Source organism: Rubrivivax gelatinosus, from assembly GCF_004340905.1.
Taxonomy (GTDB): Bacteria; Pseudomonadota; Gammaproteobacteria; order Burkholderiales; family Burkholderiaceae_C; genus Rubrivivax; species Rubrivivax gelatinosus.
Genome location: NZ_SLXD01000005.1, coordinates 225,913 through 242,319, shown reverse-complemented (window position 1 = coordinate 242,319; position 16,407 = coordinate 225,913). Strand labels below are relative to the sequence as shown.

The window sequence follows — 16,407 nt, the reverse complement described above, 5'->3', positions numbered from 1 at the left end:
CGGGCGCGGATCGTAAAGACGCCGCCGGCGGATCGTCAACTGCCGACTGTCGACTGCAGATTGTCAACAAATAGACATCGAGCCTGCCTAAGGTGCCGCCCATCGCCGTTCGCGGCCGGTTCCCGTTGTCCCACTTCCCGGAGTCAACCCGATGACGCGTTTCGCTCTCGTTCCCGTCCTGGCCACGCTGGCGCTGGCCGCCGCCTTCCCGGCGTTTGCCGAGAAGACCACGCTCAACGTCTACACCGCGCTGGAGACCGACCAGCTCAAGGCCTACCAGGAAGGCTTCAACAAGGTCTACCCGGACATCGAGCTGAAGTGGACACGCGACTCCACCGGCATCGTCACCGCCAAGCTGCTGGCCGAGAAGGACAAGCCGGTGGCCGACGTCATCATGGGCGTGGCCGCGTCGAGCATGGTCGTCTTCGACCGCCAAGGCATGCTGCAGCCTTACGCGCCGGTCAACCTCAAGGAGATCCAGACGCGTTTCCGCGCCCCCGGCGCGGCACCGGCCTGGGTCGGCATGGACGTCTGGGGCGCGGCCATCTGCTACAACGTCGTCGAGGCGCAGAAGCAGGGCCTGCCGCGCATCGAGAGCTGGAAGGACCTGCTCAAGCCCGAGTTCAAGGGCAAGATCGTGATGCCCAACCCGAACTCCTCGGGCACCGGCTTCCTCGACGTCACCGCCTGGCTGCAGCTCTTCGGCGAGCAGGGCGGCTGGCAGTACATGGACCGATTGCACGAGAACGTCGCGGTCTACACCCATTCCGGCTCCAAGCCCTGCGTGCTGGCCGGCAACGGCGAGTTCCCGGTCGGCATCTCCTTCGAGTACCGCGCCAACGCCGTGCGCAGCAAGGGCGCGCCGATCGACGTCGTCTTCCCCAAGGAAGGCCTGGGCTGGGACCTGGAGGCGATCGCCATCGTCAAGGGCACGCCCAAGCTCGAGGCGGCCAAGAAGCTGGCCGACTGGGCGAGCACGCGCGAAGCCAACGAGCTGTACGCGAAGAACTTCGCGATCACCGCGATCCCGGGCATCGCGACGCGGCTGAAGTACGTGCCGACCGACTACGAGCAGCGCCTGGTGAAGAACGACTTCGGCTGGATGGCCAAGAACCGCGACGCGGTGCTGACCGAATGGCAGAAGCGTTACGGCGCCAAGTCCGAGCCGAAGAAGTAAGCGCGGCCGATGGCGCACCTGGAGGTCTCGGGCCTGGGCAAACGTTTCGGGCGCTTCGTCGCGCTCGATGGCGTGGACCTGGCGGTCGGGCGCGGCGAGTTTGTCGTGCTGCTGGGCCCGTCGGGCTGCGGCAAGACGACGCTGCTGCGCACGATCGCCGGGCTGGAGCGTCAGGACGCCGGGCGCATCGTGCACGCCGGTCGCGACATCTCGGTGCTGCCGCCGGCACGGCGCGACTACGGCATCGTCTTCCAGTCCTACGCGCTGTTCCCCAACCTGGACGTCGGCCGCAACGTCGCCTACGGGCTGGACGGCCGGCGCGCGGCGCGCGAGGCGCTGCGAACACGCGTGGCCGAGATGCTGCAGTTGGTCGGCCTGCCGGGCATCGAGCACAAGTACCCGGCGCAGTTGTCGGGCGGCCAGCAGCAGCGCGTGGCGCTGGCGCGCGCGCTGGCGACCAAACCCGACCTGCTGCTGCTCGATGAGCCGCTGTCGGCGCTGGACGCGATCGAACGCGTGCGCCTGCGCGGCGAGATCCGCGCGCTGCAGCAGCGCCTGGGCGTGACGACGCTGATGGTCACGCACGACCAGGAGGAAGCGCTGGCGATGGCCGACCGTGTCGTCGTCATGCGCGCCGGGCGGCTGCAGCAGGTCGGCACGCCCGAGGAGATCTACCGCCAGCCGCGCAACGCCTTCGTCGCCGAGTTCATCGGCCGCAGCAACCTCGTCGAAGCTGCGGCCGACGAGAGCGGCCGTGTCGCCTTCGCCGGCGCGGCGCTGAAGAGCGGCGCGCCGCTGGAGCCCGGCCGGCGCTACCGCTTCAGCGTGCGGCCCGAAGACGTGCGCCTGCTGGACACGCTGGACGGCGGCGAGAACGCCTTCTGGGCGCGTGTGCGGCGCTGCGAGTTCCTGGGCCCGGTGTCGCTGGTGACGCTGGAGCCGCCGGGCGCGGCGCCGCTGGTGGCGCAGTTTTCGGCCAACTACCTAGGCGGGCGCGCGCTCGCCGAAGGCGCGACGCTGCGGGTCGCGATCCCGCCCGAGCACCTGCTGCCGATGCCGGAGGGCGTGTGAGTACCGTCGCCGTGCCCTGGCCGCGTGTCGCGCCGGCCGAGACCGGCCCGCGCCTGCTGCTGCTGGGCGCGGCGGCGCTGCTGGCGCTGTTCCTGCTGGCGCCGCTGGCGGCGCTGCTGGGCCAGAGCCTGGTCGACGACGCCGGGCAGTGGAGCCTGGCGCGGGTTCGCGAGTTCGCGGCGACGCCGGGCGTCGCCACGGCGGCCTGGAACACGCTGTGGGTCGCCGCGCTGGTGACGGCGATCACCGTGCCGCTGGCCTTCGTCTACGCCTACGCCTTGCAGCGCAGCACGCTGCCGGGCAAGCCGCTGTGGCGCGTTTTCGGGCTGTCGCCGCTGCTGGGGCCGTCGCTCATCGGCGCGGTCGGCGTCATCCAGTGGTTCGGCAACCAGGGGCTGGCCAAGAGCTGGATGGGAGACGCGTCGATCTACGGCGCGCCGGGCATCGTGCTGGCGACGGTGTTCGCCGCGTTTCCGCACGCGCTGATGATCCTCGTCGTCGCGCTGGCCCATGCCGACGCGCGGCTGTACGAAGCCGCCGACGCGCTGCGGGCCTCGCGCTGGCGGCGCTTCGTCACCGTCACGCTGCCGGCGGCGCGCTACGGCCTGGTCAGCGCGGCGCTGGTCGTCTTCGCCTACTCGGTCAGCGAGTTCGGCATCCCGAAAGTCGTCGGCGGCAACTTCCCGGTGCTGGCGGTCGAGATCTACGTGCAGGCCGTGGGCCTGCACAACTTCGGCCGCGGCGCCGTCGTCGCGCTCCTGCTGCTGACGCCGGTGCTGCTGGCCTTCGGTGTCGACCGCCTGGTGCAGCGCCGCCAGCAGGCCAGCCTGACGGCGCGTGCCGTGCCCTACGTCGCCCGGCCCGAGCCGCTGCGCGACGGGCTGCTGCTGGCCTTCGTCGCCGTCGTCGCGGCGGCGCTGCTGGCGGTGCTGGGCATGGCGCTGGCGACCTCGTTCATCACCTTCTGGCCTTACAACCTGGCGCCGACGCTGCGCCACTACACCTGGGGCCTGGCCGAGGCCGGCGTCGGCGACGCCTGGTTCAACAGCCTGCGGCTGGCGCTGGCCACCGCGCTGGTGGGCACACCCTTCGTCTTCGGCACCGCCTGGCTGATCGAGAAGACCGGGCTGCGCGACGGCCGCCTGGCGGCGGCGGTGCAGGCCCTGGCCTCGCTGCCGATGGGCGTGCCCGGGCTGGTGCTGGGCATCGGCTGCATCCTGTTCTTCAACCACCCCGGCAACCCGCTGGGCGGGCTGTACCGCGGCTTTCCGCTGCTGGTGGCGGTGACGGTGGTGCACTACTACAGCGCCTGCCACCTGACGGCGCTGACGGCGCTGAAGAGCCTGGACCGCGAGTTCGAGGCCGTGTCGGCGTCGCTGAAGGTCGCACGCTGGCGCACCTTCTGGCGCGTGACGCTGCCGGTGTGCGGGCCGGCGGTGATGGAGATCGCGCGCTACCTGTTCATCAACGCGATGACCACCGTCTCGGCGCTGGTCTTCCTGTACTCGCCCGAGACGCTGCCGGCCTCGGTCTCGATCCTCAACCTCGACGAAGCCGGCGACCTGGGCCCGGCCGCGGCGATGGCTGCGCTGGTGGTCGCGACCACGGCCGCCTACAGCCTGCTGCACGCGATCGCCGAACGACTGCTGAGGAGCCGCCAGGCCTGGCGCCTCGCCCCCCGCTGACCCGCCACGACCATGCCCCTGATCGACCGTGACCCGCTGCTGCTGACCCCCGGCCCGCTGAGCACCTCGCTGCGCACCAAGCAGGCGATGCTGCACGACCGCGGCTCCTGGGACGAAGCCTTCAACCGCATCACCGCCGAGGTCTGCCGCCAGCTCGTCGACATCGTGCACGCCGGCGAGACCCACGTCGCGGTGCCGATGCAGGGCAGCGGCACCTTCGCCGTCGAGGCCGCGCTGGGCACGCTGGTGCCGCGCGACGGCCGGGTGCTGGTGCCCAACCACGGCGCCTACTGCGCGCGCATCCTGCGCATCCTGGCGACGATCGGCCGCGCCGCGGTCGAGCTGACGGTTCCCGAGGACCAGCCGATGTCGCCGGCGGCGATCGCCGCCGCGCTCGACGCCGACCCCGGCCTCAGCCACGTCGCCGTCGTGCACTGCGAAACCGGCACCGGCATCCTGAACCCGCTCGAGGACATCGCGCGTGTCGTCGCCGCACGCGGCCGGGCGCTGATCGTCGACGCGATGAGTTCCTACGCCGCGGTGGCCATCGACGCGCGCACGACGCCCTTCGACGCCCTCGTCGCGGCCTCGGGCAAGGGACTGGAAGGCGTGCCCGGCATGGGCTTCGTCATCGCCAGTCGCACCGCGCTGGAGGCCAGCGCCGGCCGCTGCCATTCGCTGGCGCTGGACCTGCACGACCAGTGGCGCTATCTGCAGCGCACGACGCAGTGGCGCTTCACGCCGCCGACGCACGTCGTCGCCGCGCTGGCCGAGGCGCTGCGCCAGTTCGACGAAGAAGGCGGCGTCGCCGCCCGCGGCGCGCGTTACGCCGCCAACGGCCGGCGCCTGGTCGAGGGCCTGGGCGCGCTGGGCCTGCAGCCTTTCCTGCGGCCCGAAGTGCAGTCGCCGGTGATCGTCACCTTCCACGCACCGCGCCACCCGGCCTGGGACTTCGACACCTTCTATCGCGGCGTGCGCGAACGCGGCTACATCCTCTACCCGGGCAAGCTGACGCGGGTCGAGACCTTCCGCGTCGGCTGCATCGGCGCGCTGGCGCCGGCCGATGTCGACGGCGTCGTCGACGCGGTGGCGCGCACGCTGCGCACGATGGGCATCCCGGCGCAGCGCTGAGATGGCCGGACGCGACGTGCTCGTCGTCGGCGCCGGCGTCTTCGGTGCTGCGGTGGCCTGCGAGCTGGCGCGCCACGGCTGGGGGCCGCGCGTGCGGGTGCTCGAACGGCTGCAGCCGGCCGCCGGCGCCACCGCGCGCGCCGCGGCGCTGGTCACCGCGGTGCGCGACGACCCGGGACAGATCGTGCTGGCGCGCCAGACGCTGGCCGCGATCGCCACGCTGCAGGCCGAGGGCGAGGCGCTGGGCTGGCACGCTTCGGGCGCACTGCACGTCGCGCCGGCCGCGTGGCGGCCGCTGCTCGAAGCGCGCGCGGCGATCGGCGCCGCCAACGGCGTCGGCTCGCGGTGGCTGTCGCACGAGGCGGCGCTGGCGCTCGCGCCCTGGCTTGACCCGCGCGCTTTCGAACACGCGCTGTTTTTCCCCGACGACGGCTGGCTGGACCCGCATCTGCTGGCCAGCGCCTACCTGCGTGTTGCCGTGCGCCACGGCGTGCAGGTCGAGACCACCGAGGTGCGGCGCCTGGTCGTCGCCGACGGCGCGGTGCGCGGCGTCGAGACCGCCGAGGGCGTCGTCGCCGCGGACACGGTCGTGCTCGCCACCGGCGCCTGGGCCAACCTGCTGAGCGCCCCGGCCGGCCTGCCGCTGCCGCTGGCGCCGGTGCGCAGCCAGTACTGGATCAGCACGCCGGCGCCGTGTTTCCCGCGTGACGGCGCGATCGTGCTGATGCCGGCGATTCGCGCCTACGCCCGGCCCGAGCTCGGCGGCCTGCTGTTCGGCGTGCGCGAGCCGCGGCCGGCGGTCGTCGACGCGCGCCGCCTGCCGCCCGACCTGGGCGGCTTCGCCTTCGAGCCCGAGGACGCCGACGGTTGGCAGACGCTGGCCGCCGCCGCCGAGGACCTGGGCCGCCACCTGCCGGCGCTGCCGACACTGGGCATCGCGCACGCCGTCAGCGGGCCCAGCGCCTACACGCCCGATGGCCAGTTGGTCGTCGGCGCCGCACCCGGCCTGCGCGGGCTGTTCGTCGCCGCCGGCTGCAACGGTTCGGGCATCGCGCTGTCGGGCGGGGTGGGGCGGCTGGTCGGTGAACTGGTGCGGGGTGTCGCGCCTTTTGTCGACCCGGCACCGGCCGCGCCCGGCCGTCTGGGCGACTTCGACCCGCACGCCCCCGACTTCCTCGCCGCCTGCGGCGCCGCGCGCTCGCGCAAGACTTCCGGCTGAACGCCCACCACCACCATGCAGCACAACGCAGAAGCCGTGATCCTCGACTGGGCCGGCACCGTCGTCGACTTCGGCTCGTTCGCGCCGACCCAGATCTTCGTCGACGCCTTCAAGGCGGCCTACGACTTCGACATCACCCTGGCCGAAGCGCGCCGGCCGATGGGCCTGGGCAAGTGGCAGCACATCGAGGCCCTGGGCCGCGACCCCGAGATCGCCGCACGCTGGCATTCGCGTTTCGGCCTGGCGATGCGGCGCGAGGACGTCGAGCACCTGTACCAGACCTTTATCCCGCTTCAGGTCGAACGTGTCGGCCAGCACGGCGAGTTGATCCCCGGCGCGCTGGACGCGGTGCAGGCGCTGCGCGCGCGCGGCCTGAAGATCGGCTCGACGACCGGCTACCCGCGCGCCGTGATGCAGCGCCTGACCGAGGTGGCGGCGGCCCAGGGCTACGGGCCCGACTGCACCGTCTGCGCCGACGACCTGCGCGCCGGCGCGCGCCCGGGCCCGTGGATGGCGCTGGCCAACGTGCTCGAACTGGGCCTGGGCGCCGTCGCGCACTGCGTGAAGGTCGACGACACGCTGCCGGGCCTGCTCGAAGGCCGCAACGCCGGCATGTGGACCGTCGGCCTGGCGCTGTCGGGCAGCCCCTGCGGCTGGACGCTGGACGAGTACCTCGCCGCCAGCGAAGCCGATCGTGAGCTGGCGCGCCGCCGCGTCGCCGCCGAGTTCGCGCCGGCGCGGCCGCACTACGTCGTCGACACGATCGCCGCGCTGCCAGCGGTGGTCGAGGACATCGGGCGCCGACTGGCCGCCGGCGAGCGGCCCTGAGCGGCCGGCCCCGCCGCGCGGCCGGCGGCGGGACTCAGAAGCGCCAGTCGCTCGTCAAGGCGGCCACGCCGCGCACGGCGCGGGCGCCGAACTCGCTGTAGGGCCGTCCGCGGCTGCCGGCGAGCACGAGACGCAGCGACCAGTCCGGGCGGGCATGCCAGGCCGCCTCGAGCTGCAGCCAGCGGCTGTCGTCGGCGGGGTTCCAGCGCAGGTGGCCGGCCAGGTCGTGGCGGCCGTCGTGCCACGGGTCGTTCCATTGCAGGCGCAGGTAGAACGCGTCGCGCACCAGCGGGTCCAGCCGGGCGGCGCGGCCGGCGCGCAGCGCGCCCAGCGCCTGGCGGCCCTCGGCCGACACCGAGGCCGCGCTGCGCCAGGCGGCCCAGTCGCCGCGGTCCAGGGCGTCGGCGGCGTGGTGCCACTCCAGCCCGAGCACCGCGCCGCTGTCCAGCGTCACGTTGGCCCCGGCCGCCAGCCGCGGGCGTGGCCGTGCCGCGCGGGCCGAACGGTCGGGCGCGGCGAGGCCGGCGAGCGTCTGCCACTGCAGCTCCAGCAGCGCCAGCCAGCGCGGCGACAGCAGCGCCGTCAGGTTGGCGCTCCATGCCGGGTGTTCGCCGGCTCGCGCCAGCGCGCCGAGGTCCAGCGTCAGCGTCTCGCCGAGGGCGGGCGCGACGCGCACGAACAGGGCCTGCCGGTCGTTGCCGCGCTCCAGGTTCAGGCCCCAGTCGGCGAGGCCGGTGTCGGCGCCCGCCGCCAGGTCCGGCAGCCAGGCGAGTTCGGCGCTGCCCCAGGCGGCGCTGCGCTGCAGCCGCAGCATCACCGCGCCCAGGCGGTTCTCGCGTGCGGCCGCCGGGTTCTGCCAGGCGGCGCCCAGGCCGCCGGCGCGCAGCCAGTCCGACGGGTTCCAGCCCTGCGCCACGCCCTGGCGCAGGTTGACGCGGCCGGCGTCGACGAACCAGCCGGCAGCCGGCTCGGCGCTCGCGTAGGCCTCGCGCAGCGCGCCGCCGGTCCCGGTGCGTCCGGCGGGCATGACGCGTGTTTCGGCGCGTGCCGACAGCGCCAGCCGCAGCCCGCGTGCCGGCTGCCACTCGTGCCGCAGATCCAGCACCTGTTCCAGGGCCGCGGCGTCGGCCCAGGTCTGCGGCTGGCGGGAGTCGCGCAGCTCCAGCGTCGTCTGCCATCCCAGCCCCCAGGGCGGCGGCGCCTCGGGACTGGCCTCGACGCGAAAGGCCGCCGGGTCGGGCTCCTGCGCTTGCGCCGCGGCCGCGGCGCAGGCGAGCAGGACGCAGGCCGCGAAAGCTGCCGGCGGCGTCACGGCTCGTCCTTCCAGCGCGGCAGAAAGTCGCGCTGCAGCCAGGCCACGGGCACCTCGCGCAGCGTGTGCTCGGACAGCTGCATCACCGTCACCCAGCCGGGGTCCAGGCCGTCGACGATCACGGTCTCGGTCGGGCGGACCTCGCCCAGCACCGGCTGCCAGCGCCGGAACCACGCGCTCTTGAGCAGCCGCCCTTCGGCGCTGCGGTAGCGCGCCATCAGCGGGCGGTGGTCGTCGACGGCCAGCCAGTAGTCGACGCCGGGGTAGGCGATCCCGGCCCGGCGCGCGGCGAGCGCCAGCCGGTGCGCCGCGACCTCGCGCCCGTCGCCGTCGCGGATACGTTCGTCGCCGGCCCAGCGCGCGTCGTAGTCGCGGGCCAGCTGGGTGGTCATGACGTCGCCGTTGGAGGCCTGTCCCAGCAGCCGCTGCTGCGGCGACAGGCGCACGCTGGCGCGGCTGGCCGGGTCGTAGAACCACAGGTCCTGGCCGTTGCGCAGCATCAGCTTGCCGTGGTCGCGCGCCGGGGCGACGAAACGCACCAGGTTGCGGTATTCGCCGCCGTCGTCGGCCGGGCGGGCGTAGACCACCAGCGTGCTGGCCGCTACCGGCTGGCGCTGGCGGAACTCGGTGAGCTGCAGCCTGACCGAGAAGCTGCCGGGCGGGTTGCGGATGCGGTCGCTGTCGTGCAGCCAGAGCGCCGGGTCGGGCTCGGCGCGGGCGCCGCCCAGGGTCGCCAGGGCGCCCGACACGAGGCCGGCGAGCAGACGCCGGCGTGTCGGCGGCAAGAGGCGGTTCTCAGACATGGCGCAGCGCCTCCACGATGGGCTGGGCTGCGGCGCGGCGCGCCGGCCACCACGAGCACAGGCAGGCGACCAGCGTGAACAGCAGCAGCACGCCGGGGATCAGGCGCGGGTCGCTGATCAGGTCGACGGCGATCGGCACCGGCGTGCCGCGGCTCGGCGGTGTCCACTGGAACCTTCCGGTGTTGACCAGCCCGGCGGCCAGCAGCGCCGCGCCGACCACGCCGAGCGCCGCGCCCAGCAGGCCGATCAGGGCGCCTTCCACGAGGAACAGGCGCTGCACGCGGCGGCGCAGCCAGCCGATCGCGCGCAGCGTGCCGATCTCGCGCGTGCGCTCGCTCACCGCCATGTTCAGCGTGTTGCCGACCGAGAACAGCGTCAGCACCACCATCAGCACGACGACGAAACGAAACAGCGTGCTGAACATCATCACCACCTGGCGGAACGCCGGCTGCACCGTCTCGAAGTCCAGCAGTTCCAGATCGGGACGGTTCAGCGCCAGCCAGCGTGCCAGGTGCGCGTGCACGAGCGGCAGGTCGGCGCTGTGCCGCAGCTGCAGCACCAGGGCCGACACCGCCTGCGAGTCCGGCCCGAAGACCAGACGCTGCGCCAGCGGCAGCGGCATCGCGACGTGGCTGGCGTCGGCTTCGCGCTGGCCCAGGCGCTGCGCCGCCAGCAGCTGCAGGCGCACGACGTTCGGCGCGCCACCGGCACCGGAGGCCAGCAGCTCGATCTCGGCGCCGCCGCGGGCGGGTGCGCGTGCTGCCGCGGCCTGTTCGCCGAGCCGGTCCAGGTCCTCGGACCAGGCGGCCGCGGAGGCCGGCGGCGCGGCCGGCGCCGCCTCGGGCATCGGCTTGCAGCCGTCGACACGGAGCTCGGCGCACAGCCCGAGCTGCTGCGCCAGCCCGGCGCCGATGACGCCGGCCTGCGGCCGGCCGCTGTCCAGCGGCGAGGCCAGCGCGGCGATGCCCAGCGCGTGTCCGTCCCAGCCCAGCATGCGGGCCCGCGCCTGCGGCTCCCAGCCCTGGCCGAAGAAGGTCGTCGAGGCCCCGGCCTCGAAGCGCCCGGCGACGCCGCCGGCCTGCAGCATCGCCGTCGCCACGGCCAGTCGCGGCGCGAGCACCGGGTCGGCGCGCAGCGCGGCGAGCACCGCGTCGCCACCGTGCAGCGCGTAGCGCGCGGCCTGCCCGCGGCCGAAGTCCAGCGCGCCGCGCCGCACGATCTGCAGGTGGCCCACCTGGCGCACGGTGTCGGTCTCCAGCGTGCGCACGGTGGCCGCCAGGTAGCCGCCGAGCAGCGTGCTGGACGCGGCGGCCACCGCGACGATGGCCAGCGTCAGCGCACTGCGGCGCCGGTTGCGCAGCAGGTTGCGCCACGCCAGGCGCAGCAAGGCGGACGTCTCGCGGGGGGTGACTGGGACACCCTTCGGCCTGGCGGCCGGTCCCGCCGAGCGGGAATGAGCCCCGGACAAGTCCTGCGGGCTCATGCCAGCCTCCCATCGAGCAGCTGCACGCGCACGTCGGCCTCGTCCAGCAGCGACGGGTCGTGCGACGAGAAGACGAAGGTGACGCCGGTGCCGCGCTGCAGCGTGCGCATCAGCGCGATGAGTGCCTGCCCGCTCGCGCGGTCCAGGTTGGCGGTGGGCTCGTCGGCCAGCACCAGGCGCGGGCGGTGCACCAGCGCACGCGCGACGGCCACCCGCTGCTGCTGGCCGCCGGACAGTTCACCGGGCCGGCGCCGTTGCAGGCCCTGCAGCCCCACCGCCTCGAGCATCGAACGCGCGCGCTCGCGGCTGCCCGTGCTGCTCGGGCCGGCCTGCAGCAGCGGCAGCTCGACGTTCTCGAGCGCGCTCATCACCGGGATCAGGTTGAAGGACTGGAAGACGAAGCCGATGTGTTCGCCGCGCAGCCGCGTCAGCGTGTCGTCGTCCAGGGTGTCCAGCCGGGTGCCGTCGAGCGACACCTCGCCTTCGTCGGGCCGGTCCAGCCCGCCGATCAGCTGCAGCAGCGTGCTCTTGCCGCTGCCCGACGGGCCGGCGAGCACCGTGAAGCGGCCGGGCGCGATGTCCAGGTCGACGCCGTCGACGGCGGCCACCGGCGCGCGTCCCTGGCGGTACACCCGGCGCACGCCGCGCAGGCGCACGCGGCCGGCGGCCGGGCACAGGGGATCGGGTCCTTGCATGGCGGTCCTTTCGTCGCCCGCCGCCACCGGCGGGCCGGGACCGATTGCAGCCGCGCCCGGCCGCGCGAAGGTGTCGTGCGGCCCGCCGCCGGGTGTCGTACTGCGTCAGGGCGGCCGGCGGACAAGCTGGGATACAAAGCGCCGGTGCGCGCTGCCTACACTGGCTCTCCGTGAGCCCTCCCGACCACATCCTCGTCGTCGACGACGACCCCGAGATCCGCCGCCTGCTGGCCCAGCAGCTGGAGCGCCAGGGCCTGCGGGTCAGCACCGCCGCCCAGGACCGCGAGTTCTGGGCCGTGCTGGCGCAGTCGCCGGTGGACCTGGTCGTGCTCGACGTGATGCTGCCGGGCACCGACGGCGTGGCGCTGCTGCAGGCGCTGCGCCGCGGCCCGCACGCGGCGGTGCCGGTGATCATGCTCACCGCGCTGGCCGACGACGTCGACCGCGTCATCGGCCTGGAGATGGGCGCCGACGACTACGTGCCCAAGCCGTTCACGCCGCGCGAGCTGCTGGCGCGCATCCGCGCGGTGCTGCGCCGCGCGCGCATGCTGCCGCCGGGCCAGGCTGCGCAGCGCCTGCGTTATGCCCACTTCGGCGACTGGACGCTGGACCTGGCCGAACGCAGCCTGGTGCACGCCGGCGGCACGGTCACCCCGCTCAACGGCGCCGAGTTCGGCCTGCTCGCCTTCCTGCTCGACCACGCGCAGCAGGTCGTCACGCGCGATCAGCTGCTGGTGCAGCTCGCCGGCCGCGACGCCGAGGTCTTCGACCGTTCGATCGACCTGCGTGTCTCGCGCCTGCGCAAGCGCCTGGGCGACGACGCGCGCGAGCCGGGCTACGTGAAGACCGTGCGCCACGAAGGCTACGTGCTCGCGCGCGAGGTGCGCTGGTCCGCCGATCCGCGGCGCCGGGTGCCGGCGTGACGGGCTCCGCGTCGCGCTGGCCGGGCAGCCTGCACGCGCGGCTGCTGCTCGCGGTGCTGGGCACGATCGTCGCGCTGCAGGCGCTGAGCCTGCTGTCGCTCGGGGCCTGGCGCGGCTGGCAGGCGCGGGTGCTGGCCAACGGGCTGATCGTCGAGGAACTGCGGCACGAGCGTGCCCGGCTCGCCGTGCTGCCGGCGGCGGCGCGTGCGGCGGCGCTGCAGGGACGCGAGCGTGCCGCCTACGGCTGGCGCCTGCTCGCCTCGGGCGAGCCGGCGGCACCGGTGCACGATTCCGACCTCGGCGATCTCGTGCGGGCGGCGGCGCAGGCCGGCCTGCCGCGGCCCGCAGCCACGCGCCATGACGGCCGTCCGGCGCTGCGTGTCGCGCTCGACGGCGGGCAGGACCTGATGATGGTGTTCCGCGACGAGTTGCCGACGACACGCCCGAGCGGCGCCGAGCTGCTGGCCTGGCTGGCGGCGGTTGCGCTGCTGGTCGGCGCGGCGGCCTGGCGGCTGGTGTCGCAGCTCACGCGCCCGCTGCGCGACGCCGCGGCGGCGGCGCGCGCGATGACCGCCGACCTCGAGCGCGAGCCGCTGCCCGAGCAGGGCCCCGAGGAGGTGCGCACGCTGACACAGACGCTCAACGCGCTGCAGCGCGAAGTGCGGCGCCAGTTGCGCGCGCGCAGCAGCCTGCTGGCCGCGGTGACCCACGACCTGAAGGCGCCGCTGACACGCATGAAGCTGCGCAGCGCGGCGCTGGAGGACGCCGAACTGCGCCGCCGCCTGGAGCACGACCTGGACCTCATGGACGCCCTCGTCGAGCAAGGCCTGGCCTATGCCCGCAGCGAGCGGCTGCAGGAAACGCGGGTGGCCGTCGACCTGGACGCGCTGCTGGACAACATCGCCGAGCAGGCGCGCGACCTCGGCCAGGACTGCCGCTACGCCGGTGCCGGCGCGGTCACGCTCGTCGCCGCGCCGCGCGCCCTGCAGCGGCTGCTGCAGAACCTCGTCGACAACGCGCTGCGTTACGCGGGCAGCGCCGAGATCGAGCTCGCCGAGCGCGCCGACGGCGTGGAGATCCGCGTGCTCGATCGTGGCCCCGGGGTGGCCGGCGGCGATCTGGAGCGCATGTTCGAGCCCTTCGTGCGCGGGGCGGCGGCGCGTGGCGACGACGGCGGCTCCGGCCTCGGGCTGGCGATCGCGCGCAACCTCGCGCGCGCCCACGGCGGCGAGCTCGCGCTCGAGCCGCGCGACGGCGGCGGGCTGATGGCGCGCGTGCGGCTGCCGCGCGTCTGACCGGCGACGCCGGCCGCGGCCCCCGCATCCGGGGCCGGGGCCTGCGCTGTCATGGCGCCGACATCGGGCGGCGCTAGCGTGCGACGGCCCGCGGACTGCGCATGAATCGCCACCCCGTCTTCCCGCCGCTGGCGGCCGTGCGACGGCCGCTGCTGTGCCTGCTCGTGCTGGCCTTGCTGGCCTACGGGCAGTCGGCGGTGCTCGTGCAGCTGCTGGGCCCGGCGCACCGCCACGCCGGCGCCGCCGAACGGGGCGACCTGCTCGACGCCACCGCCGCGCTGCTGCAGCAGGTCGAAGACCTGCGCCAGCGCTGGCACGAGCGCCTGCTGCCGCAGGACGCCGCGCCCGGCGAAGCCGAGGCCCACGCCCGGCTGCACGAACATGGCCTCGCGCACCTGCATGCCGCCGGCGCGCCGGCGCACCGGCACGCGCACGGTGTCTTCGAGCGCCACCGCCACGACCCGCACGACGACTCGGTCGTCGCGCTCGACGGCGCGGCCGGCTCGCTGGCCGACGCCTCGGCGCAGGCCACGGCCGGCAGCGCCGCGATGCCGCTGGCCCTGGCGCCGCGGTGGCAGCTGCCGCGCCCGGCGGTGGCCCAGGTCCGCTGGCCGGCCGCCGAAGCGGCGCGCTGGTGCGACGCCGTGCCCGAGCTCTCCGAACGTCCCCCTCGAACCTGACCCGGCCCCGTCCGTCGCCCGGCGCGCCGTGTCGCGCCGGTTCTCGTGTTCGCGGCCCGGCCGCCGGCGTGTCATCGCCGGCGGCCGGGCCGTGCCAGGGGGTTCGATGACTCCAGACGATTTTGACGCCGTCGAGGCCGGGCGCCAGCTCGGCCACGACCTCTGGTGCTGCAGCCTGCAGCCCGCGCGGCCCGAGTGGCCGCAACCCGTCCAGGAAGGTTTTGCCGAAGCCGCCGCGCGGGGCCTGCGGCGCCGTGCCGCCGACCGCTTCGAGCGCAAGTGGCTGCAGCTGCGCCTGGGGGCCTGGCAGCGCGGCCGCGCCGTGGCCGCCGACGTGACGCCGGCGCTGCTGCGCGAGCTCGACCTCGAGCACTGTCCGGTGACACGCGAGCCGCTGTCGCACGGCCTGCGCGCCGACAGCGACGCCTCGGTGGACCGGCTCAACAACGAGGGCGCCTACGCCAGCGGCAACCTCGCCGTGATGAGCGTGCGCGCCAATCGCGCCAAGGGTGCGCTCGCTTTCGCCGAGGTGCTGGCCGCCGCACGCGGCGAGCGCCCGGCCGGCGAGCTGACGCCGGCGCAGTGGCTGCGGCTGGCGGTGCTGATGCTCGGCCCCTGCCATGCGACGCGCCCGGCCGAGGCGCCGCTGCTGCCGCTGGTGGCGCCGCTGCCGGCGCGTTCGCTGCGCCTGGCCGAGCAGCAGGTGCAGCGCCTGTTCACGCTGCGCTCGTGCAGCGCGGCGGGCCGTAACGCGCTGGTCAAGGCCTTCCTGCCCGCGTCGCCCTTGCAGGCCCAGCAGGTGCGGCTGCGCTGGTTCGCCGAGGCGGTGCACGACGGTCTCCGGCGCCTGGGCCCCGACGAGGCGTGCTGGGACCTGTGGCTGCAGCCGGCGCCGCTGGAGACGCTGCGCGTCTGGTGGGACTCGCTGGCCACGGCCGAACGTGCGCGGGCGGCGTGGGTCGCCGGGCAGCTGGCCGGCGGGCGGCGCGTCACCGCGGCAACGCTGGCACCGTGGGCGATGGCCTCGCGGGGCTACGTGTGCGGCGCGGTGCTCAGCCGACGCCCTGCGGCCTGCCCTTGAGCCGTTGGCGCCGGGGGCCTTCAGCGCTGCCCGGCGGCCGGACCGTCACGCGAGCGGCGGCACCGACACATTGACGCAAGCTCCCGGCAACAGTGGCATTCCAGACTGCGTGCGCCGGCCCCCGGACCCTGTCCGGGCGGTCGATCGCGCCGTGAGCTCCACGGTTGTCGCCCGCCGGAGCCTCTCCGGCTGCCTGTGTTTGCGGGGCCTTCAGAGCATGTTCATCAGCCGCGGCAGGAACTTCATCTTTCTGCACACGCCCAAGACCGCAGGGACTTCCGTGTCGCTGTCCCTGGCGCGCGACATGCGGCCCGACGACATCATGATCGGCGGCTGGACCGACGCCTGCCGGCACCGCATTCCCTACAACGCGTTCGCGCTCGGAGTCGCACTGCGCAGTCCGCTGCGCTGCACCACGTCGACGCTGAAGAATGTCGTACGCCACGGCCGTTTCGCGCCGCGCTGCAGCTTCGTCAACAACCAGATCAAGCATCACTTCCGCAGCCGCCACGGCTTCGTCGCCGAGGCCCACACCCCGGCGGAGATCGTGCGCCGCTTCGACCCCGAGCTGTGGGCCCGGGCATTCAAGTTCACCTTCGTGCGCAACCCCTGGAGCCACGCCGTGTCGCACTACGAGTGGTGCTGCAGGAAGACCTTGCCCACCGTCGGCTTCCGCGAGTTCCTGCTGCGGCAGCAGGATCCGGACCGCCCCGACCCGGAGAAGGTTCGCCCGATGACGGTGTCGAACTGGCCGATCTACACCATCGACGACGTCATCGCGGCCGACTTCATCGGCCGCTTCGAGACCATCGACGAGGATCTGGCGGCCCTCAGTGCCCGCCTCGGCTTCGAGGTCTCGATCGGCACCATCGCCGCCAAGACCGGCGTCCGCAACAAGGCCAAGCCCGTCGCCGCCTATTACGACGAGGAGTGCGTGGAGATCGTGCGCCGGCTCTACCGCCAGGAGATCGAGGCCTTCTCCTTCGAGGTGCCCTTCGGCTGCGTCGAGATGGCGGGGCGCTGA

General features: G+C 74.3%; 15 protein-coding genes. 11 read left to right on the top strand and 4 right to left on the bottom strand.

Annotated elements, in window-relative coordinates; translation table 11 throughout:
* Window positions 1–151: 151 nt before the first annotated feature.
* From EV684_RS09995 to phnX, 6 genes are read left to right on the top strand one after another with little or no spacing between them, the layout of a single operon-like run.
* Window positions 152–1,177, top strand: coding sequence for a putative 2-aminoethylphosphonate ABC transporter substrate-binding protein (locus tag EV684_RS09995; protein WP_132646730.1), 1,026 nt, complete (start codon window positions 152–154; stop codon window positions 1,175–1,177).
* A 9-nt stretch (window positions 1,178–1,186) separates the two neighbouring features.
* The gene (locus tag EV684_RS09990) at window positions 1,187–2,248 is read left to right on the top strand and encodes a putative 2-aminoethylphosphonate ABC transporter ATP-binding protein (protein WP_132646728.1); all 1,062 of its coding nucleotides are present in this window, start codon (window positions 1,187–1,189) and stop codon (window positions 2,246–2,248) included.
* Window positions 2,245–3,933 (top strand): putative 2-aminoethylphosphonate ABC transporter permease subunit, encoded by a 1,689-nt coding sequence (locus tag EV684_RS09985; protein ID WP_132646726.1) that lies wholly within the window; start codon window positions 2,245–2,247, stop codon window positions 3,931–3,933. The genes EV684_RS09990 and EV684_RS09985 overlap by 4 nt, the downstream gene beginning before the upstream one ends.
* Window positions 3,934–3,945: 12 nt before the next feature.
* Window positions 3,946–5,064: a 2-aminoethylphosphonate--pyruvate transaminase gene (locus EV684_RS09980; RefSeq protein WP_132646724.1), complete on the top strand. Its 1,119-nt coding sequence runs from the start codon at window positions 3,946–3,948 to the stop codon at window positions 5,062–5,064.
* A 1-nt stretch (window position 5,065) separates the two neighbouring features.
* On the top strand, window positions 5,066–6,283 hold the full coding sequence (locus tag EV684_RS09975) for an NAD(P)/FAD-dependent oxidoreductase (protein ID WP_165908451.1): 1,218 nt from the start codon (window positions 5,066–5,068) through the stop codon (window positions 6,281–6,283).
* Between the two features lie 15 nt (window positions 6,284–6,298).
* Window positions 6,299–7,111 (top strand): phosphonoacetaldehyde hydrolase, encoded by an 813-nt coding sequence (gene phnX, locus EV684_RS09970; RefSeq protein ID WP_132646720.1) that lies wholly within the window; start codon window positions 6,299–6,301, stop codon window positions 7,109–7,111.
* Between the two features lie 34 nt (window positions 7,112–7,145).
* Here the strand turns inward: phnX and EV684_RS09965 are convergent, their stop codons facing one another.
* From EV684_RS09965 to EV684_RS09950, 4 genes are all read right to left on the bottom strand, one after another.
* Entirely contained in the window at window positions 7,146–8,423 is a 1,278-nt protein-coding gene (locus tag EV684_RS09965; protein WP_132646718.1) for a hypothetical protein, read from the bottom strand.
* Window positions 8,420–9,226, bottom strand: coding sequence for an outer membrane lipoprotein-sorting protein (locus EV684_RS09960; protein ID WP_132646716.1), 807 nt, complete (start codon window positions 9,224–9,226; stop codon window positions 8,420–8,422). The genes EV684_RS09965 and EV684_RS09960 overlap by 4 nt, the downstream gene beginning before the upstream one ends.
* Window positions 9,219–10,613 (bottom strand): ABC transporter permease, encoded by a 1,395-nt coding sequence (locus EV684_RS09955; protein ID WP_242478633.1) that lies wholly within the window; start codon window positions 10,611–10,613, stop codon window positions 9,219–9,221. The genes EV684_RS09960 and EV684_RS09955 overlap by 8 nt, the downstream gene beginning before the upstream one ends.
* Window positions 10,614–10,705: 92 nt before the next feature.
* The gene (locus EV684_RS09950) at window positions 10,706–11,404 is read right to left on the bottom strand and encodes an ABC transporter ATP-binding protein (RefSeq protein WP_132646712.1); all 699 of its coding nucleotides are present in this window, start codon (window positions 11,402–11,404) and stop codon (window positions 10,706–10,708) included.
* 170 nt (window positions 11,405–11,574) lie between these two features.
* Here EV684_RS09950 and EV684_RS09945 point away from each other — a divergent pair, with 170 nt between their 5' ends.
* The 5 genes from EV684_RS09945 to EV684_RS09925 all read left to right on the top strand — a co-directional run bounded on the left by EV684_RS09945 (window position 11,575) and on the right by EV684_RS09925 (window position 16,407).
* The gene (locus tag EV684_RS09945) at window positions 11,575–12,327 is read left to right on the top strand and encodes a response regulator (RefSeq protein ID WP_132646710.1); all 753 of its coding nucleotides are present in this window, start codon (window positions 11,575–11,577) and stop codon (window positions 12,325–12,327) included.
* Window positions 12,324–13,622 (top strand): ATP-binding protein, encoded by a 1,299-nt coding sequence (locus EV684_RS09940; RefSeq protein ID WP_132646708.1) that lies wholly within the window; start codon window positions 12,324–12,326, stop codon window positions 13,620–13,622. The genes EV684_RS09945 and EV684_RS09940 overlap by 4 nt, the downstream gene beginning before the upstream one ends.
* Before the next feature lie 101 nt (window positions 13,623–13,723).
* Window positions 13,724–14,302, top strand: coding sequence for a hypothetical protein (locus EV684_RS09935; protein ID WP_132646706.1), 579 nt, complete (start codon window positions 13,724–13,726; stop codon window positions 14,300–14,302).
* A gap of 106 nt (window positions 14,303–14,408) precedes the next feature.
* Entirely contained in the window at window positions 14,409–15,383 is a 975-nt protein-coding gene (locus tag EV684_RS09930) for a hypothetical protein (protein WP_132646704.1), read from the top strand.
* Window positions 15,384–15,600: 217 nt separating this feature from the next.
* Entirely contained in the window at window positions 15,601–16,407 is an 807-nt protein-coding gene (locus EV684_RS09925; protein WP_132646702.1) for a sulfotransferase family 2 domain-containing protein, read from the top strand.